This is a genomic window from Bifidobacterium sp. LH_413, from assembly GCF_056357015.1.
Genome location: NZ_JBKEVK010000002.1, coordinates 503066 through 521236 on the forward strand (window position 1 = coordinate 503066; position 18171 = coordinate 521236).

Below are 18171 nucleotides of genomic sequence, written 5' to 3' on the forward strand. Positions count from 1 at the left end.
CTATCCTTGGGCCTGGCATGCCGGTATATATGTGCCGGTCGGCCGTGCCGCCCATGCGTGCGGGGAATGGGCGGGCGTGCAGAATATGCATGCGAAACGACAGGATGGGGTGAGCGGGCGGCGTGGCCCGCGGCGGTCGTGCACAATCGGGGATAACGACATCGACGACGTGTCGGATGAAAGCAGAATCAAGGAGGAGAACGATGCTGAGCATCAACTGGAGCGACGTGATGAACGTCATCGCTTCGATCGCGCCGCAGCTGATCGCCATCGGCGTGGTGTTCGTGCTGGCGCTCGCGCTGACCATCGGCGTGAACAAGAAGACGGTGAAGAACGTCGCCACCCGCAAACTCGTGCATTCCGAATCGTGGATCGTGTTCCTGGTCGCCGTGGTCGTGGCCGTGTCCATGATGCTGTTCGGCCCGCTGGCCTCGCTGCTCAACAGCGCGACCGCCACCAAGTACACGCTGTCCGAGACCACGATCTCCAACGCGAACAAGCTCGCCAAGGAGATCCAGTCCGAGGCGATCACGATGCTGAAGAACGAGGACTCCAACCTGCCGCTCGCCTCGAAGAAGGTCAACGTGTTCGGCTGGGGCTCCACGAACCCGGTCTACGGCGGCACCGGCTCCGGCTCGATGAACCAGTCCTACAAGACCACCTCCATCCTCGACGGCCTCAAGCAGGCGGGCGTCGAGACCAACACCGAACTGAGCAAGCTGTACACCGACTACCGCAAGGACCGTCCGGTCGTGGCCATGGCCGAGCAGGACTGGACCCTGCCCGAAGTGCCGGCCAAGCAGTACTCGAGCAAGCTCATCTCCGATGCCAAGGCCTTCTCCGACGAGGCCGTGGTCGTCATCACCCGCGTCGGCGGCGAGGGCGCCGACCTGCCGAAGGACATGACCGCCAAGGGCATCACCTACCACGACAACTCCAAGGACTACAAGGACTTCCAGAAGGGCGGCAGCTTCCTCGAGCTCAGCCAGACCGAGAAGGACATGATCGACCTGGTCACCAAGAACTTCGACAAGGTCACCGTCGTCTACAACGGCGCCAACACCTTCGAGCTCGGCTTCGTCGACAACTACCCGCAGATCAAGTCCGTGCTGTGGTGCCCGCCCGCCGGCCAGACCGGCTTCTCCGCGCTCGGCGAGGTGCTCGCCGGCGACGTGAACCCGTCCGGCAGGACCTCCGACACCTTCGTCAAGGACCTCACCCAGCAGCCGAGCTACAACAACGCCGGTGATTTCAAGTACGACAACATGAAGGAGTTCGCCACCGAGAACTTCGAGGAGGGCAAGACCTCCCCGGCGTTCGTCAACTACGTCGAAGGCATCTACGTCGGCTACAAGTACTGGGAGACCGCGGCCGACGAAGGCGCGATCGACTACGACGACTACGTGCAGTACCCGTTCGGCTACGGCCTGAGCTACACCACCTTCGACCAGAAGATGGGCGACGTGACGTACTCCGACGGCAAGGTCTCCTTCGACGTGACCGTCACCAACACCGGCGACAAGGCCGGCAAGGACGTCGTCGAGACGTACTTCGACCCGCCGTACACCAACGGCGGCATCGAGAAGGCCAGCGCCAACCTGGTCGCCTTCGAGAAGACCAAGGAGCTCAAGCCCGGCGAATCCGAGACCGTGAAGATCTCGTTCGACGATGACGACATGGCCTCCTACGATTCCAAGACCGCGAAGGCCTACGTGCTCGAGGCGGGCGACTACGGCATCTCCATCCAGTCCGATTCGCACACCACGATCGACGAGAAGACCGTGACCGTCGACAAGACGATCACCTACGACTCCAAGTCCAACACGCACTCGGGTGACAAGACCGTCGCGACCAACGTGTTCGACGACGCCGAGGGCGAGGAGCAGGGCATCACCTACCTGTCCCGTGCCGACCACTTCGCCAACTACAAGCAGGCGACCGCCAAGCCGACGAACTACACGCTGTCCGCCGACCTCAAGGCCAAGTTCCGCAACCTGTCGAACTACAAGCCGTCCGAGACGAACGACGACTCCGACCAGATGCCGACCACCGGCGCGAAGAACGGCGTGCGTCTGGCCGACCTCACCGGCAAGGACTACGACGATCCGCTGTGGGACAAGCTGCTCGACCAGCTGACCTTCGACCAGATGGACAACCTGATCGCCTTCGGCGGCTACGGCACGCAGGCCGTGAACTCCGTCGGCAAGATCGCCCTGACCGACGTCGACGGCCCCGCCTCCCTGAACAACAACTTCACCGGCGTCGGCTCCATCGGCTTCCCGTCCTCCACCTCCGTGGCGTGCACGTGGAACAAGGATCTGGCCCGCCAGTTCGGCGACGGCATCGGCGACATGGCCCACGACATGCACGTGGCCGGCTGGTATGCCCCCGCCATGAACATCCACCGCAACGCGTTCGCCGGCCGTACCTTCGAGTACTTCTCCGAGGACGGCTACCTGTCCGGCGTGATGGCCTCCCAGCAGGTGGCCGGCGCGCAGGCCAAGGGCGTGTACGCCTTCATGAAGCACTTCGCCCTGAACGACCAGGAGACGAACCGACTGAGCGAGCTCAACACCTGGGCCAACGAGCAGTCGATCCGCGAGATCTACCTGAAGCCGTTCGAGATGAGCGTGAAGGAAGGCGGCGCGGGCGCCGTGATGAGCGCCTTCAACTACATCGGCACCGAGTGGGCCGGCTCGCACTCCGGACTGCTCAACACCGTCCTGCGTGACGAGTGGGGCTTCCGCGGCATGGTCCTCACCGACTACTTCGGCGGCTACGGCTACCAGAGCGGCGACCGCGCGATCCGCGGCGGCAACGACCTGATGCTCGCCACCACCGACGTGACGAACCACATCACCGACAAGTCCGCCACCTCGGTCAAGGCGATGCGCACCGCCTCGCACAACATCCTCTACACGGCCGCCAACAGCTGGCTGTACGAGAACGGCGAGCCCGACGTCGCCACCCCGATCTGGAAGACCATCTCCTACGTGGTCTGGGGCGTGACCGCCGTCCTCGCGATCGGACTCGAGGTCCTCACCATCAAGCGCTACCTCGCCCGCCGCAAGGCCACGAAGTAGCCCCGCCTCCCGGCCCCCTCTGATAGGACATCGCCGTAAAGCAAACGCCGGAGGCGTTTGTAGGCGATGTGTGAGTCGACAGGCGAGCTGATGTGAAGTCAGGCTGACTGGGGGAGAGAAGCGGCCGCAGGCCGCGGGTAACCGCATCATCCAACCGATGCCGTTCCCGCAGCCTGCGGCCGCTTCGCTGTCTCTCCGGTCTCTCTGTTCCCGTCTCACCAGTCCGTTCGCCGGCGCACGATCATGATCGCCACGACCAGCAGCGCCGCGACAGCGGCGACGATGGCGATCGTCGTCGTGCTGAGCGGCCGCCGCCCGTCGCCTTCCGTAGTCGACCGGCTCACGGATTCCGCGGTGAACGGGGAGACGTCCATCACGAGCAGCGCGGCCGGTTGCGCGGAATCGGTTGCCGAGGCGAGCAGCACGTACCAGATGCCGCCGTCCTGCGAGAACGTCCAGCCTGCCGCATGGCCGGTCGCCGCACCGGAAAGACCGGAATCACCGGAATCACCAGTGCCGTCGGCGGTCTCGAACGTCAGCGTGCGCGTGACCGTGGGATCGTTCCTGTCGAACGTGTTCACACGGAGTGCGATCGCGTCACCGTTTCCGTGGTCGATTGAGTACAGCAGCGTGCCGTCCGGATCGATGGCCGAGACGAGATCGCCCGTGTCCAGCCACTGCATGGTGCCTTCGTCGACGACGAGTCTGCCGTTCGTCATGCCGACGAGCAGGCGCGCGCCGTTCGGCGCGAGCAGGATGCGGTCGAGCGGCAGGTGCCGTCCGAACATCGTGCGCGCCACCGTCGCTTCGCCCGAACCGGTGCCCGAGTCCGAGCCGGAACCGGAATCCGAGCCGGGCTCATAGGCGTCGACGTCGATCGCCAGCACCCGCGAATCGGCGGTGCCCACGTACAGCGCGTGACGGTCCGCTGTTCCGGTGGCGTAGACGGTCGGCGACACGTCGTCCGCGATGTCGTCCATCACGCCGGTGGCGATGTCGACCGCCATCAGCCGCAACGATCGTCCGGCGGCGGCATCGTCGTCGGTGGTATCGGCATCACCAGAGCCTCCGTCCGTATCGCCGGCACCGGTCGTGTCATCGACGCCGACAAACCATACCGTCCCGGCCGAGTTCGTCGTGTACGGCGTGACGTCGCGGATTGCGGCGGCGGGGCCGGCGGCGGAATCGGCGTATCGCAGCGGGACGGCGGCGACGTTCTCGCCGCCTGCCGCCGCGAACGTGCGCAACGTCCACGAGCGCGGCGTATCGTCGCCGCCGGTGCCGTCGGGTTCGATCACGCCGATACGCGCGCCGTCCGGCGACAGCATGTAGTCGCTTCCGGTCGAGGGATGCAATGTGACCGTGAGATCGTCGACGCCGATCGCGGCGATGCCGTTCGCGCCGTTGACGAGCATCGTCCTGCCATCCGGCGTGAACTCGACGTGCGGCCGGGACGTGGCGAAACCGCCGTCCACCTGTGCGGTGCCGTCCGCGGACAGGTCCGTGATGCGGATTCGGCAGACCGTGCCGCCTTTGTCGATCGCGAACAGGAACCGGCCGCCGGGAGCGGACGTCAGCGCGATCGGATCGCTGCCGAGACAGGATGCGCCGCGCAGCGTCGTGACGGGGAGCGCGCCGGTGCGCTCGATCGCCGACGCGGCTGGGGGAGCTGCCGTGCAGAGCGCGACCGCGGTGCAGAAGGCGAGCGTGGAGCGCATCAGCGTGCGCACCGTCGCCGGAAGATGCGTGTCATGGCCGAACATGGGAGGGCTCCTTCATCGTCCGTCGTTTCTGTCGTTTTCCGTCGGATGCCGTATCCGTGATTCCAGCGTATCCGCGGCGTTCCGCGACGCCGGCGCATACGGCCGAAGGCATCAACGTTTGTCGTGACGGCGACCGGCGTCGCCCGCATCACAGCGTCCCGTCAACGTTTGATGATGAACCGTCGCGCGCACGGTGCCGCCGCCCGTCGCCGCGTGGGAATCGGCGATACACTGCGGATTATGGAACGGTCCGAAGAGGTACGTGGAAACGATGACGGCGGGACGGGCGTCTCGGTCGGCATCGTCGACAACGACGCCATCACCCTGTACGCGCTGCGCGCGATCATCCCGCGGATGCCGGGCATGCGGCTGGCGTGGGAGGCGACGGCCGGTCGGGAGGCGTTCGTCAGATGCGTGGAGGACGACGACCGCCCCGACGTGCTGCTGGTCGACATGGGGCTTGCGGACATGCCCGGCCCGCTGCTGTGCCGTCTCATCCGGTCCGCCGCGCCGCGCCCGCCGATGCTCGCCATCACCTCGTACCCGATCGAACTGTACGCGTCGGACGCGGCCGAGGCGGGAGCGCAGGGCATCATCGGCAAAACGGACATGCGCGACCTGCAACGGGCGATACGGATCGTGGCCGCCGGCGGAACGGTGCCGTCGCAGGCCGCACCCGACGTGCGTTTCGACGATGCCGGGACGGCGTTCCAACGCATCCGCCGCACGCCCGCCGAACCGGCGGCGACGCTGACATGGCCGGAGATGGAAGTGCTCAACCTGAGCGCGCAGGGGCTCAACCTCAACGAAATCGCGCGACGGCTCGGCATCCAGCCGCCCACCGCACGATCCCACGCGCGGCACGCGCGCATCAAACTGAACGCACGGACGTTGGGGGAGGCGCTGGTCAAATGGAATCAGGCGAAACGACGCTGAGACCGGTCGACGACGATCTGGCCGTCCACGGCGTGCGATGGCGCGCGCTGCACGACGCCGTCACCGGGGAATTGTCCGCGATCGCGCTGTTGTCGCAGAGCGCGGGAGAGGGGGAGTACGGCGGTGCCGATGGTGCGCGTGGTCGCGTTGGTTCCGTTGGCTCGGGTGATTCCGTTGGTTCGGGTGATTCCGGTGATTCGGGGGATTCGGGGGATGGTCGTGCGTTGATGAGGGACATCAACCGGCTGTCCCTCGCGGCTTTGGACAACACCCATGAGGTCATCCGCCTGCTGTCCGAGGCCGATGGGGTGCCGGCGGGTGCGCCGAGTGTGGCGACTGTGCCGGGTGCGGCTGCGTCGGCTGCCTCGGATGTCGCCCGGTATTTCGGGCGGCAGGAGCGGCGGCTGCGGAATCTGGGATTCCGCGGGATGATGACGGTGGACGTCGACGGCCGCCGGATCGCTCCGGGCATGGCGCGACTGATCCGCACGTGCGGCAAGGAGATATGCGCCAATATCGCCCGTCATGCGGATGCGGCCGTGCCATACCGGCTGACGGTGCGGCGTGAGGGCGGGCGTGACGACGGCCGTGACGGCGGTGCCATCATCATCGAACAGAGCAACGGCGTCACGGACCATGACACGGACCATGACGCCGTTGCCGGTACCGGCCGGCGGACTCTGCGATCGGGCTTCGGCCTCGCCCTCCTGCGCGAACAGGTCGAGCGTCACGGCGGCACCCTATCCCACGAAACCCGCAACGGAACCTGGCGCATCCGCATCCGGTTACCTCGATAGTCGGGGACGGAGACGGAATGCGACGGCGCCTCAATCAGCTCAATCGGATTGCGTTGTATTTCCGTAGAGAAGTGAAAGCATGGCAATAGGGGCCTTTCTCGTAGTTGTTCGGGTACGGGCCGCGAACAGGGCTCCAAGTCCATCCATCTCCGCCACGATTGGCCAAATCGTTTCGCCGCCTTCCCGGTCTGACGTACCGCATCACCGCATCAGCGACCACTTCCATGCGGGGATGACGTGTATCGTGCCGGCTTCGACCGCGACGGTCTCCTCATCATGCAACGTCAGGATGCTTCCGGAACCGAGGTGAGTGCGTGCCATGACCGCGGCCAACGAGCCGATCTCGCGGTTCCGCGTCTTCGTGGCGGTCATGTCCGCGGTCACCTGATACAGCGCGTATGGTTCGGCGGCGAGGGCGTCGCCGACCAGGAAGTCGACCTTCTCCTGCTTGGGGCCGGGCATGGTGTAGGACGTCACAGCCTCCGTCCTGCGTCCGGCGGTGCGGCGGTGCAGTTCGCAGAACACGGCCGTCTCCAATCGTTTGCCGAGATCCTGCTGGTTCGCGCGGGAAACCGCGTAGGCCATGCCCTGATCGACCGCGTACATCTTCGGCACGCTGGTGCTGCCCGGTTTGAGCGCCGTGCGGTATTCGGGCAGCTCGTAGACCAGATACGCCTGCTTGAACAGTTCCAGCAGTGTATTGACTTTGTCCCAATACACTTTCCAGCCGGTGGCTTTCAATGCGGCGACGAGTGCGTTGACGGACAGCTCGCACGCCGTGTTGCGCAATAGGTAGAGTGCGGTCTGCGTGACCATCGCGATGTTCTCTCGTCCGAACCGTTCCGCGACGTCGCGCGCCACCACGTCGCGCATGTAGCTTTGCAGCATCTCGACGCGATCCGGCTCGATCAGCCGTTGCACACCGGGGAATCCCCCTTCGACCAAATAGCGTTCGTATGCGCCTTCGAATCCGGTGACCTCCTGTGGCGAGAACGCCTCATTAATCACTTTAATCACTGCGGAAGCATCATCGGATTCGCCGTGGCCGTCCGGAACGGCATCCGGCACGGCGATGCCGCGGAACGTGCAGTATTCCCGGAACGACAGTGGCATCATCGCGTGCGCGTGCGATCGACCACGGAAGTTCGTGGCAATCTCCTCGCTGGACAGTTTCAATGATGAGCCGGTGATGACCAGCGTCACCTTCTCATGTTCCGTGATGCGTTGGCAGAATCCCTGCCAGTTCGCACATTCCTGCACCTCGTCGAGGAACAGGTACGCGCCTTCGCTTCGCGCTTCGGGCACCTGACGCCAGTACTCGTTGACGACGTCGTCGAGCACGTCATCCGGCATCGGCAGCAGGCGGTCGTCGGCGAAATTGAAGTAGAGGATGCGGTCGCGCGGCACTCCGGCGGCCAGCAGGTCATGGATCTTCTGGAACAGGTAGAACGTCTTGCCGCAACGCCGGATGCCGGTGATGATGTGCACGATGTTGAACATGGCGGGCTTGTCGAGTTGACGAATCACCTCGTCGCGGCGCGAGGGGGTGGGGATGTCGAGGCGCATGGCCTCGCGTACCAGCATGGCATAGGATTCGCGCGGATTGTCCGGAACCATGGTCGCCTCGTTCCTCTCATACGTTTATCGTCGCAACCTTTACGGTATCACTTCTTAAAAATTTTGAGAAGTAATACAGTGAACTTCTTAAGAATTTTGAGAAGTGGTATGCGTGGATCGTTCCGTAAGAGCCTGCGTGCCATTCGTGCGGGGGAAACGACAGGTTGTGTGCGCACCGCCCCGCGCGCTCGCGAATCCTGATTGAATCGAAGCAACGACGATGAAGAAATCGAACGAACAAGCCAATCACTGCAAGGGAGAGTGACATGGAACTCGAAGAGCTTTCGGTGGCCGAGAAGGCGGCGATGCTGTCCGGCGGATCCGAATGGGATTCGCGCGGCAACGACCGCGCCGGCGTGCCCAGCTTCGTGATGAGCGACGGCCCCCACGGCGTGCGACGCCAGCTCGGCGAAGGCGACCATCTGGGACTCGGCGCCTCCAAGCCCGCCACCTGCTTCCCGACCGCCGGCACCGTCGCCGGATCGTGGGATCCGGCGCTCGCCGAGCAGATGGGCGAGGCGCTCGGCCGCGAGGCGCACGACCTCGACGTGAACGTGCTGCTCGGTCCCGGCCTCAACATCAAACGCAACCCGCTGTGCGGCCGCAACTTCGAGTACTACTCGGAGGATCCGGTCGTCGCCGGCCGCATGGCCGCCGGCCTCATCCGCGGCATCCAGTCGAACGGCGTCTCCGCCTGCCCGAAGCATTTCGCGGTCAACAGCCAGGAGCTGCGCCGTCAGGCCTCCAACTCGGTCATCGACGAGCGCACGATGCGCGAGATCTACCTGACCGGATTCGAAATCGCCGTGCGCGAGGCCGCACCGATGACGATCATGACCTCATACAACGAGATCAACGGCGTCTACGCGCATGAGAACAAGCATCTGCTGCAGGACATCCTGCGCGACGAATGGGGATTCGACGGCATGGTCGTCTCCGATTGGGGCGGCTCCAACTCGGCCGTCGCCGCCGTCAAGGCGGGCGGCTCGCTCGAGATGCCGAGTCCCGGATTCACGTCCGTGAGCGAACTCGAAAGCGCCGTCGCCGCCGGTACGCTCTCCGAGGCGGACCTCGACGCCCGCGCCCGCGAAGTCGCGAAGGTCGCGGGCCGCACGCGCCTCGACGGCGTCGGCCGCGACGACCTGCTCGACGAATCCGTCATCAAGGCGCATCACGAGGCCGCGCGCCGCGTCGCCGAAGGCTCGATGGTCCTGCTGAAGAACGCGTCCGTGGGCACCCGCGGCACCGACGGCACCCCCGCGCTCCCGTTCCGCCCGGGCGCGCGCGTCGCCGTCGTCGGCGACATGGCGAAAACCCCGCGATTCCAGGGTTCCGGCTCGTCCAAGGTGAACGCCACGCGCGAAGAGAACATCCTCGACGAACTCGGCAAGTCCGACGCCGCCGAAGTCGCCGGCTACGCGCCCGGCTACGACCGCCAGGGCGCCGTGAAGCCGGAACTCGTGCGCGAGGCCGTCGACCTTGTCTCGCGCGACGACGTGGACGTCGCGCTCGCCGTCGTCGGCCTTGACGAACGCAGCGAATCCGAAGGCCTCGACCGTGCGACGATGGCCATCCCGCAGGCGCAGAACGATCTGATCGCCGCGCTCGCCGCGACCGGCAAGCCGGTCGTCGTCGTGCTCGTCGCCGGCTCCCCGGTCGAACTGCCGTGGCACGACGACGTCGCCGCGATCCTCTACATCGGACTGTCCGGACAGGCGGGCGCGTCCGCCACCGTGCGCGCGCTCACCGGCAAGGTCAATCCGTCGGGCCATCTCGCCGAAACGTGGCCGATGCGCTACGACGACTGCCCGTCCGCCGGCTGGTACCCGGCGACCGGCCGCGACGCCGTCTACCGTGAGGGCCCGTTCGTCGGCTACCGCTACTACGAGACCGCGGGCGTGCCCGTCCGCTTCCCGTTCGGCTACGGCCTGTCCTACGCCGCGTTCACGATGACGGGACTCGTCGCCGACGAGACCGGCGTCACCGTGACCGTCTCCAACGATTCCGACGTGGCCGGCGCGACCGTCGTCCAGCTGTACGTGGGCGGCCCGTCGCGCGGCACGGCAGGCGCGCACGCCGGCGCGGACGGCGCTTCCGGCGCCGCCGGCGTGCTGCGCCCCGCGCGCGAGCTCAAGGGATTCGCGAAGGTGACGCTCGCCGCGCACGAGACGCGCGACGTGCGCATCGACTTCGACCGGTACACGTTCCGCCACTTCGACGCCGCCGCGCGCGACGGTGCCGGCGCGTGGCGCACCGAGTCGGGCGTGTGGACGCTGTCGGTCGGCTTCGACGCCGAGACGCTGCCGTTGAGCGAGTCGTTCGCCGTCGCCGGCGACGTGGACGCGACCGGCCCCGACCCCGCGCTCGGCCACTATCTGACCGGCGACGTCAAGCACGTGACCGACGCCGAGATGGCCGCGCTGTTCGGTTATGACGTGATCGCGCGCTCCGGCCGCGACGGGGCGGCGACGTTCGGCGTCAACGATCCGATCTCGAGCTGGAGCGGTTCACGCGGATTCATCGCGAAGACCGTCGCGAACACGCTCAAGAAGCGGGAGGCGAGCGTGCGCGAGAAGACCGGAGCGCCCGACCTCAATACGCTGTTCATCCTCAACATGCCGCCACGGGCGATGAGCAAGATGACGCAGGGCATGGTCGATTCGGCCATGGTCGACGCGATCGTCGAGATCGGCAACGGGCACACGTTCCGTGGCCTCGGCTCGCTCATCGGGGCATACTTCCGCAACCAATCCGCCAACAAGCGCACCGCGAAGGAGATCAACCATGACTGACGCGACGAAGACCGCCGAAACCGCTACGTCCGCCAAGCCCACCGCCGAGGAGCTCGCGAAGATGGGCCCGATTCGTCGTTGGATCGCCACGCATCCGACGATCTGGGAGTTCATCCTGTTCAACGTGCTGTCGAACATCTCCACGATCGCCCGCTTCGTGGTCACGTGGATCGGCACCGCCGTGTTCGTCGCCGCGCTCGGGCTCACCGCGCCGTTCCACTTCCTGATCTTCAACTACCCGGAATCCGGCAACGGCGTGGGCGGCTTCCTCACCTTCCTCTTCGCCGAGGTGATCGCGCAGGTCGTGAACTTCTTCGTGCAGATGAAGTGGGTGTTCAAGTCCGATTCCAGCTTCCACGACGCCGCGTGGAAGTACGCGATCCTCGCCGTCGTGATCGTCGTCGTGAACCTCGTGCTGCCCGGCTACGTGACCGCGCTGTGCCAGGGCTGGGGCATGAACGCGGGGCTGGCCGGCACGATCGCCTCCGTCGTGAACACGCTCCTCGCCGTCGTCGTCAGCTACCCCCTCCTCAAGTTCTGGATCATGCCCAAGAACAAGTGACGGCGGTTCTGAATCGGCCCCCTCTGACGAGGGGGCTGTCCGCGTAGCGGACTGGGGGAGAGAGGTGGAGCGGCCATGAGGTCGCGGGAAAACCGCATCGGCCTTCGGCCGATTCCGTATTGCCGCCTGCGGCGACGTCTCTCCCTCCGTCCGCCTTCGGCGGCCACCTCCCTCGTCAGAGGGAGGCCTATCGCATCACCGCTCTATGCTCCCGGAATCAGCACGGTGAGCGTGAACCAGTGGTCTTCGGCTTTGATCGACACTTCGCCGCCGTATTGGGCGGCGATGTGCCGGATCGATTTGACGCCGAATCCGTGGCCGGTCGCGTTGCGTTTCGTGGTGCGCAGATTGCCCGCCGCATCCTTCTTCAACACCGCGTCGTAGTAGTTCTCCACGCGGATCACCGTGAACGCGCCCTGCCGGTACAGGGCGAGACGGATCAACCGTCGTTCCGGATCGTCCAATCGCGACGTCGCCTCGATCGCGTTGTCCAACGCGTTGCCGAACAGCGTCGCGATGTCCATCGAACTCATGTTCGCGGCGCCCAGCAGCGCACCGTCCGCGACCGCCGTGAACGTGATCCCACGCTCCTCGCATACGCGCGTCTTCGTCGTCAGAATCACGTCGAGCACCGGATTGCCGGAATGCTGCTGCGCGCTGTACTCGGCGACCGAACGCTCCAACTGCTCGAACCCGGCCGCCGCATGTTCCGGATCGACCTCGGCGCGCAACGCGGCGATCTGATGCTTGAGATCGTGCGCGAGCCGCCCGATCGACTCCAGATTCTCCTTCGACGCGAGATACTCCTGATGCTGGCTCTCCAACTGCGCGTTGATGGAGGCGAGCTCCGCGCTCGCCTCCATCCGCCGCGCCTGCTCCTGCTGCGCGTACAGGATTGCGAACCCGCAGAAGTCGACGAGCGTGCGGATGTAGAACACCTCCTGCCCGATCTTGCCGGAGAACGGCGTGTTCGTCGAAACGAAACTCAGATTGCTCATCGCGAACGTCACCACGGTGATCGCCACCGTGCCGACGGCCAGCTGCGCGCTGACGGTCGTCGGCGCGGACTGGCTGAAGTTGCGCCGTTCCACCGCCCACGCCGCGGCGAAACAGACCGTGTACACGCCGACCAGAATCAACGTCGCGAACGGCTGGCGCGGCGGCAGGTCCACGCCGTACGTGAGGAACGTCGAAAGCTGCCAGTGCAGCGACGCGACCAGCTCGGCGAGCACGAACGCACGCGCCGTCACATACAGGCACTCGCGTTTGCCGCCGCCGCTGCCGCGCCACACGATCAGCCACATGCAGCCGAACGCGAGCAGCATGCCGAGCGTCCAGAACCACAGCGGCATCGCTCCGGCCAGATACTGCACGCCGATCATCGCCGCCAATCCGATCGCCGCGACCGCCGCCGTGCGCCGCAAGGCCACGCGGCGGTGGATCACGGCGAGATAGGTGACGCACGCCGCCCACTCGCAGATCGCAGTGAACAGCCGTGGGATGTCCGGCATCGCGTTCGTGATCGTCGCGCCGAGACCGCCCATCACACGCCTCCCATGTACGCGGCCAGCGCGGTCATGAACGCCTTCTTGCGTGGACGGCTCACGCGCAACGGCTCGCCGTTCGACAGCACGCAGTCCTGGTCCGCCATGCCGGTCACGTGACGCAGGTTCACCAGATAGCAGGAGTTCGATCGGAAGAAATCCTTCTCCGCCAGCCGCTCCTCGAACGATTTCAGCGTGCCCGTCACCGACAGTTTGCCGCCGAGCGTATGGATGACGATCGTGTGCCGGATCGATTCGATGTACAGCACGTCGGCGAGTTCCAGCCGCTGCTGCGCGCCGCCCACGTCGATGAGGATCGACTCGTCGCCGCGCCGGCGCACCATGTCGATCGACCGTTTCAGCTCCTGGTTGAACGCGAACCACGGCACCGGTTTGAGCAGGTACGACAGCGCGCCCACCTGGTAGCCGTTGATCGCGTACTGCGGCGCCGCGGTGATGAACACGATGACGACGGTCTTGTCGCGCTCGCGGATGCGCCGCGCCGCCTCCATGCCGTCCATCTCCTTCATCTCGACGTCGAGCAGGAGGATGTCGTAGACGGGCGCGTATTTCTCGACGATCCTCGCGCCGTCGTCGAACACGGAGACGGTGAAGCGGATGCCGTCGTTCTCGGCCTGATAGCGGTTGAGATAGTCCAGGACCTGTTGGCAGGCCGAGGCGTCGTCCTCGACCACCCCGATTCTGATGTCGCGCATGACCAACCTCCCTGTCTCGCGTGGGCACCTCGTGCGGGCCTCCGGTTCCCGATTGTATCGGCCGGCCGCGCGCCGCGCCGGGAACGGGATGCGTGATTGGGGTGCGTGAACGGGGTGCACGGTTGGGATTTGTGATCGGGATACGTGATTGGGGAAACGCCAATGCGAAAGCGCTTTCCTTGCGTGAGCGCGAACAACGTGTATAGTGAGCCGAAGGTTCGACGGAAACGATTCCGCCGGTCCGGATAAGTAAACGCTGAGGTTTGCAGATTGCCCGACGTTGCAGCGATGCGATGGACGGTGACGAACGGATCAAAGCACAGCAACCAACCGAATAATTCCTTTACAACGGATCGTGAGGCACGTACCTGCCTCTGAAAGGATTGAACAACCATGGCTGAAGTCATTTTCGACCACGTCACCCGTATCTACCCGGGCAACGACAAGCCCTCCGTGGATGATCTGAACCTCGACATCAAGGACGGCGAATTCCTCGTCCTCGTCGGCCCGTCCGGTTGCGGCAAGTCCACCACCCTGCGCATGCTCGCCGGCCTCGAGGAGGTCAACAAGGGCCGCATCCTCATCGGTGATAAGGACGTCACCACCATGCAGCCGAAGGACCGCGACATCGCCATGGTCTTCCAGAACTACGCGCTGTACCCGCACATGACCGTCGCCGACAACATGGGCTTCGCCCTGAAGATCGCCGGCACCCCGAAGGAGGAGATTCGCAAGCGCGTCGAAGAGGCCGCGAAGATCCTCGACCTGACCGAGTACCTCGACCGCAAGCCGAAGGCCCTGTCCGGCGGCCAGCGTCAGCGTGTCGCCATGGGCCGCGCCATCGTGCGTAAGCCGAAGGTGTTCCTCATGGACGAGCCGCTGTCCAACCTCGACGCCAAGCTCCGCGTCCAGACCCGTACCCAGATCGCCGCCCTGCAGCGTCAGCTCGGCGTCACCACCCTGTACGTGACCCACGACCAGACCGAGGCCCTGACGATGGGCGACCGCATCGCCGTCATCAAGCTCGGCGTCCTGCAGCAGGTCGGCGCCCCGACCGAGCTGTACGATCGCCCGGCCAACGTCTTCGTCGCCGGCTTCATCGGCTCCCCGTCGATGAACATCAACGTGCACCCGGTCGTCAACGGCAAGGCCCAGATCGGTGAGGACACCGTCGACCTGCCGGCCGACGCCGTCGACAAGCTGACCCCGGAGGACGGCGGCAAGATCGTCGTCGGCTTCCGTCCGGAGGACGCCTCTCTGGCCCCGGCCGACGATCCGAACGCCTTCTCCCTGAAGGTCGTCAACGTCGAGGATCTCGGCTCCGACGGCTACATCTACGGCAACATCATCACCGACGGCTCCGCCGCCGAGGAGGCCCAGGTCATGTCCGACCAGAACAAGCTCACCACGGTTCGCGTGAACCCGCGTGCGCTGCCGAAGGTCGGCCAGACCGTCAAGATCAAGATCGATCCGGCCAAGATGCACCTGTTCGCCCCGTCCACCGAGCTCCGCATCAACTGACGCGGTTCCTCGGTCCTTCGGTCCGGTCCAGTTTTTCTTCTCGGCCCCCTCTGATGGGACATCGCCGTAAAGTAAACGCCGGTGGCGTTTGCAGGCGATGTGCGAGCCGATAGGCGAGCCGATGCGAGGTCGGCCGCAGGCCGTCCGTGCTTGCGGTTGGGCTCCCGGCGAAGCCGGGTGGGGGAGAGGTCGGCCAAGGACCGTCCATATAAGACTTGGTCGAACCGCGGCAATCACGCCGCCTGATTCGGCCAACCATGTCAACGAGACGTTTCTCTTCCTCTCTATTCCGTCTCGTTGGAGAAAGCCCCGCTACGCCGCGGGGCTTTCTTTGTTCGCTCCATCCCTGTTACGGTTCGCTCCATGTCAGTCACGTTCGTTCGTTGATGGCTCCACGGTTGTCACGGTTCGCTCCGGGGCTTGCATCGTTTTTCCGTGGATAATCCCGGGGTGAATCGTGATGGGTATGGACTGAACCGTGTTGATTGTGGAGCGAACGTCACCCGTGTGGGAATCGTGAAGCGAGCTGCGCGATCATCCACCGGCTTGTGCACCGCAATCCACCGTCATCAGGCTCGGCTGGCGCATCATCGCGGACGAACATACGGTCGTGTCATGGATACCTCACACCCCTATGGCAACGGCAACATGGCCGCTCTCCGCGACCGACTCGCGCAATGCGAGCGGAACCGCATCTGCCTGACCGCGGACAGTCGTCGCGACCATGCGTTCCTGTCCCGCCAGATCGCGGCGTCGCGTCTGGTCAGGCCACATCCGGGATTGTTCGTCCGCGCGGATTACTGGGCCGGCATCCTTCCGGACGAACGTCACCGCATCATCGCCCGAACGCTGCAACGTGCCCATCCTACATGGACGTTCACCGGACTCACCGCGGCGTGCCTGTGGGGACTGGACCACGGCAGATACCTCCACCGGAACGCCGCCGTCTCCATTGCCGCGGCAGGCCACGATACCGGCGTGACCCGGTCAGGCTCATTGCGCCGCTGCTACCTGCCGCGGCGTCACGCCGAACAGGCCGTGACGAGGGATGACGTGCGCGTCACCGACGTCGTACGCACGCTGTTCGACTGCGGCAGGCAGTATGCGTTCCGTGACGCTATGGCGTTCTTCGAATCCGCGATCCGCAACGGTCACGTCACACGTGACGAGCTCGTCGCCGCGTACGACGAACCGCGGATGGGATTGCGTCAGAATCGCGCGCGGCTGCTGGCGAAATATGCGAACGGATGTAGCGAGAACGGCGGCGAGTCGTTCTGCTACGCCACCATGCTGGAAGGCGGCGTCGCCGTGCCGCAACAGCAGGTGGAGTTCGCGTATCCCGACGATCCCCGGCGGAAGCTTCGCGTCGATTTCCATTGGAAACTGGATGATGGCAGCGTCGTCGTCGCGGAGTTCGATGGCGCGCGCAAGTACGTCGATCCAGGCATGACGGGCAGTCGCACCGTGGGCGATGTGGTGGCGGACGAGCGCATCCGGCAGACGATGCTGGAACGATGCGGCGTGCAGCGCATCGTGCGGTTCACGTTCGATGACGCATGGAGGCGTACGCCGATGCTGAACAAGCTGATCGCAGCTGGTGTCCCGGTGAATCCGTCACGCAGGTTGACGTTGTAGGTGGGATGAGGTGTGGCGTGGCGGTGACGCATGTGCGTTCCGTGATTGTCTCGGTTCCCTCCACGATTTGTCTCGTTTTCCCGTGGCAAATCGTGGAGTGAACCGTGACGGGTTGGGGGTGATTTCACCTGCGGCGGCGGGCGTTGGGGCGGGGTGCTGGGACAATGACCCTTATGGTTACTAAGAAAGGACCGACCAAGGGGTCGGGTGGCAAGCACAGGAACGCGCTTCGCGGCAAGGGACCGACGCCGAAGGCCGAGAACCGCGAATACCACAAGGCATACAAGATGAAGAACGCGGCGATGCGCCGCCAGATGGCCGATCCGCGTCTCGCGGCCCGCCGTCGCGCCGACAAGTTCTCGACGAACGACACCTCCGATCTGGTGTTCGGCCGCAACTCGGTGCTCGAGGCGCTGCGCGTGGGCGTCCCCAGCAACACGCTGTACGTCGCCTCGCGCATCGAGCACGACGACCGCACGCGCGAGATCGTCAAGCTCGCCGGCGTCCGCGGCCTGCACATGATGGAGGCGGACCGTCTGGAGATGGACCGCATCGCCCGCTCCGGCAACCATCAGGGCGTGATCCTCAAGGTGGATCCGTACCAGTACTCCTCGCTCGCCGAGCTGGCCGACCGCGCGGACAAGAAGGCCCGAGCGATGGAGGCCGCGAACTCGCCGGCCGCGCGCATCGCCGCGCGTCCGCTGTTCATCGCGCTCGACGGCGTGACCGATCCGCAGAACCTCGGCGCGGTCATCCGTTCCGCCGCCGCGTTCGGCGCGAACGGCGTGATTCTGCCGGAGCGTCGTTCCGCGTCGGTGAACGCCGCCGCGTGGAAGGTGTCGGCAGGCGCCGCCGCGCATCTGCCGGTGTGCCGCGTCGTCAACCTGACGAAGGCGATCGAAAGCCTGAAGGAACGCGGCTACTACGCGGTCGCGCTCGACGGCGGCGGCAGCAGCCTCGTCGGCGAGACCGGCTTCGAGACGGATCCGCTGGTCGTCGTGCTCGGTTCGGAAGGCAAGGGCGTGAGCCGTCTCGTGCGCGAGGCGTGCGACGCGGTCGCCGGCATCCCGATCTCCAGCCAGGTCGAATCGCTCAATGCGTCCGTCGCGGCGGGCATCAGCCTGTACGCGGTCGCGAACGCGCGCCGCAAGGCCGGCGAGCAGGCATAAGCACAAACAGGTACAAGCAGGCAACATAAGCAGGCA

12 protein-coding genes are annotated in these 18171 nt (G+C 65.4%); 8 read left to right on the forward strand and 4 right to left on the reverse strand.

The features are described from left to right. Positions 1–203 precede the first annotated feature (203 nt). On the forward strand, positions 204–3083 hold the full coding sequence (locus AC1AYN_RS06065; protein ID WP_476532562.1) for a beta-glucosidase: 2880 nt from the start codon (positions 204–206) through the stop codon (positions 3081–3083). A gap of 215 nt (positions 3084–3298) precedes the next feature. On the opposite strand, the gene AC1AYN_RS06070 is transcribed toward AC1AYN_RS06065, so the two are convergent. Continuing rightward, entirely contained in the window at positions 3299–4846 is a 1548-nt protein-coding gene (locus AC1AYN_RS06070; RefSeq protein WP_476532563.1) for a hypothetical protein, read from the reverse strand. A gap of 171 nt (positions 4847–5017) precedes the next feature. On the opposite strand from AC1AYN_RS06070, the gene AC1AYN_RS06075 reads away from it, so the two are divergent. Together AC1AYN_RS06075 and AC1AYN_RS06080 are read left to right on the forward strand one after the other, a co-directional pair. Then, positions 5018–5782: a response regulator transcription factor gene (locus AC1AYN_RS06075; protein WP_476532564.1), complete on the forward strand. Its 765-nt coding sequence runs from the start codon at positions 5018–5020 to the stop codon at positions 5780–5782. A 227-nt stretch (positions 5783–6009) separates the two neighbouring features. Continuing rightward, positions 6010–6579, forward strand: a complete 570-nt coding sequence (locus AC1AYN_RS06080; RefSeq protein ID WP_476532565.1) for an ATP-binding protein — start codon at positions 6010–6012, stop codon at positions 6577–6579. A 201-nt stretch (positions 6580–6780) separates the two neighbouring features. Here AC1AYN_RS06080 and AC1AYN_RS06085 read toward each other — a convergent pair whose 3' ends face one another. Continuing rightward, on the reverse strand, positions 6781–8196 hold the full coding sequence (locus AC1AYN_RS06085; protein WP_476532566.1) for an ATP-binding protein: 1416 nt from the start codon (positions 8194–8196) through the stop codon (positions 6781–6783). Positions 8197–8462: 266 nt separating this feature from the next. On the opposite strand from AC1AYN_RS06085, the gene AC1AYN_RS06090 reads away from it, so the two are divergent. Together AC1AYN_RS06090 and AC1AYN_RS06095 are read left to right on the forward strand one after the other, a co-directional pair. Further along, positions 8463–10988, forward strand: a complete 2526-nt coding sequence (locus AC1AYN_RS06090; protein WP_476532567.1) for a glycoside hydrolase family 3 C-terminal domain-containing protein — start codon at positions 8463–8465, stop codon at positions 10986–10988. A 61-nt stretch (positions 10989–11049) separates the two neighbouring features. Next, complete coding sequence (locus AC1AYN_RS06095; protein WP_476503261.1) at positions 11050–11550, forward strand: GtrA family protein; 501 nt, start codon at positions 11050–11052, stop codon at positions 11548–11550. A gap of 203 nt (positions 11551–11753) precedes the next feature. Here the strand turns inward: AC1AYN_RS06095 and AC1AYN_RS06100 are convergent, their stop codons facing one another. After that, on the reverse strand, positions 11754–13094 hold the full coding sequence (locus AC1AYN_RS06100) for a sensor histidine kinase (protein ID WP_476503262.1): 1341 nt from the start codon (positions 13092–13094) through the stop codon (positions 11754–11756). Beyond that, positions 13094–13810: a LytR/AlgR family response regulator transcription factor gene (locus tag AC1AYN_RS06105; RefSeq protein ID WP_476532568.1), complete on the reverse strand. Its 717-nt coding sequence runs from the start codon at positions 13808–13810 to the stop codon at positions 13094–13096. Before AC1AYN_RS06105 ends, AC1AYN_RS06100 begins: the two co-directional genes overlap by 1 nt. 393 nt (positions 13811–14203) lie before the next feature. On the opposite strand from AC1AYN_RS06105, the gene AC1AYN_RS06110 reads away from it, so the two are divergent. The 3 genes from AC1AYN_RS06110 to rlmB all read left to right on the forward strand — a co-directional run bounded on the left by AC1AYN_RS06110 (position 14204) and on the right by rlmB (position 18135). Continuing rightward, a complete protein-coding gene (locus tag AC1AYN_RS06110) occupies positions 14204–15331 on the forward strand; it encodes an ABC transporter ATP-binding protein (protein ID WP_476503242.1) in 1128 nt (375 codons plus the stop codon). A 507-nt stretch (positions 15332–15838) separates the two neighbouring features. Then, the gene (locus tag AC1AYN_RS06115) at positions 15839–16966 is read left to right on the forward strand and encodes a hypothetical protein (protein ID WP_476532569.1); all 1128 of its coding nucleotides are present in this window, start codon (positions 15839–15841) and stop codon (positions 16964–16966) included. Between the two features lie 173 nt (positions 16967–17139). After that, positions 17140–18135: a 23S rRNA (guanosine(2251)-2'-O)-methyltransferase RlmB gene (gene rlmB, locus AC1AYN_RS06120; protein ID WP_476503243.1), complete on the forward strand. Its 996-nt coding sequence runs from the start codon at positions 17140–17142 to the stop codon at positions 18133–18135. Positions 18136–18171: the final 36 nt, after the last annotated feature.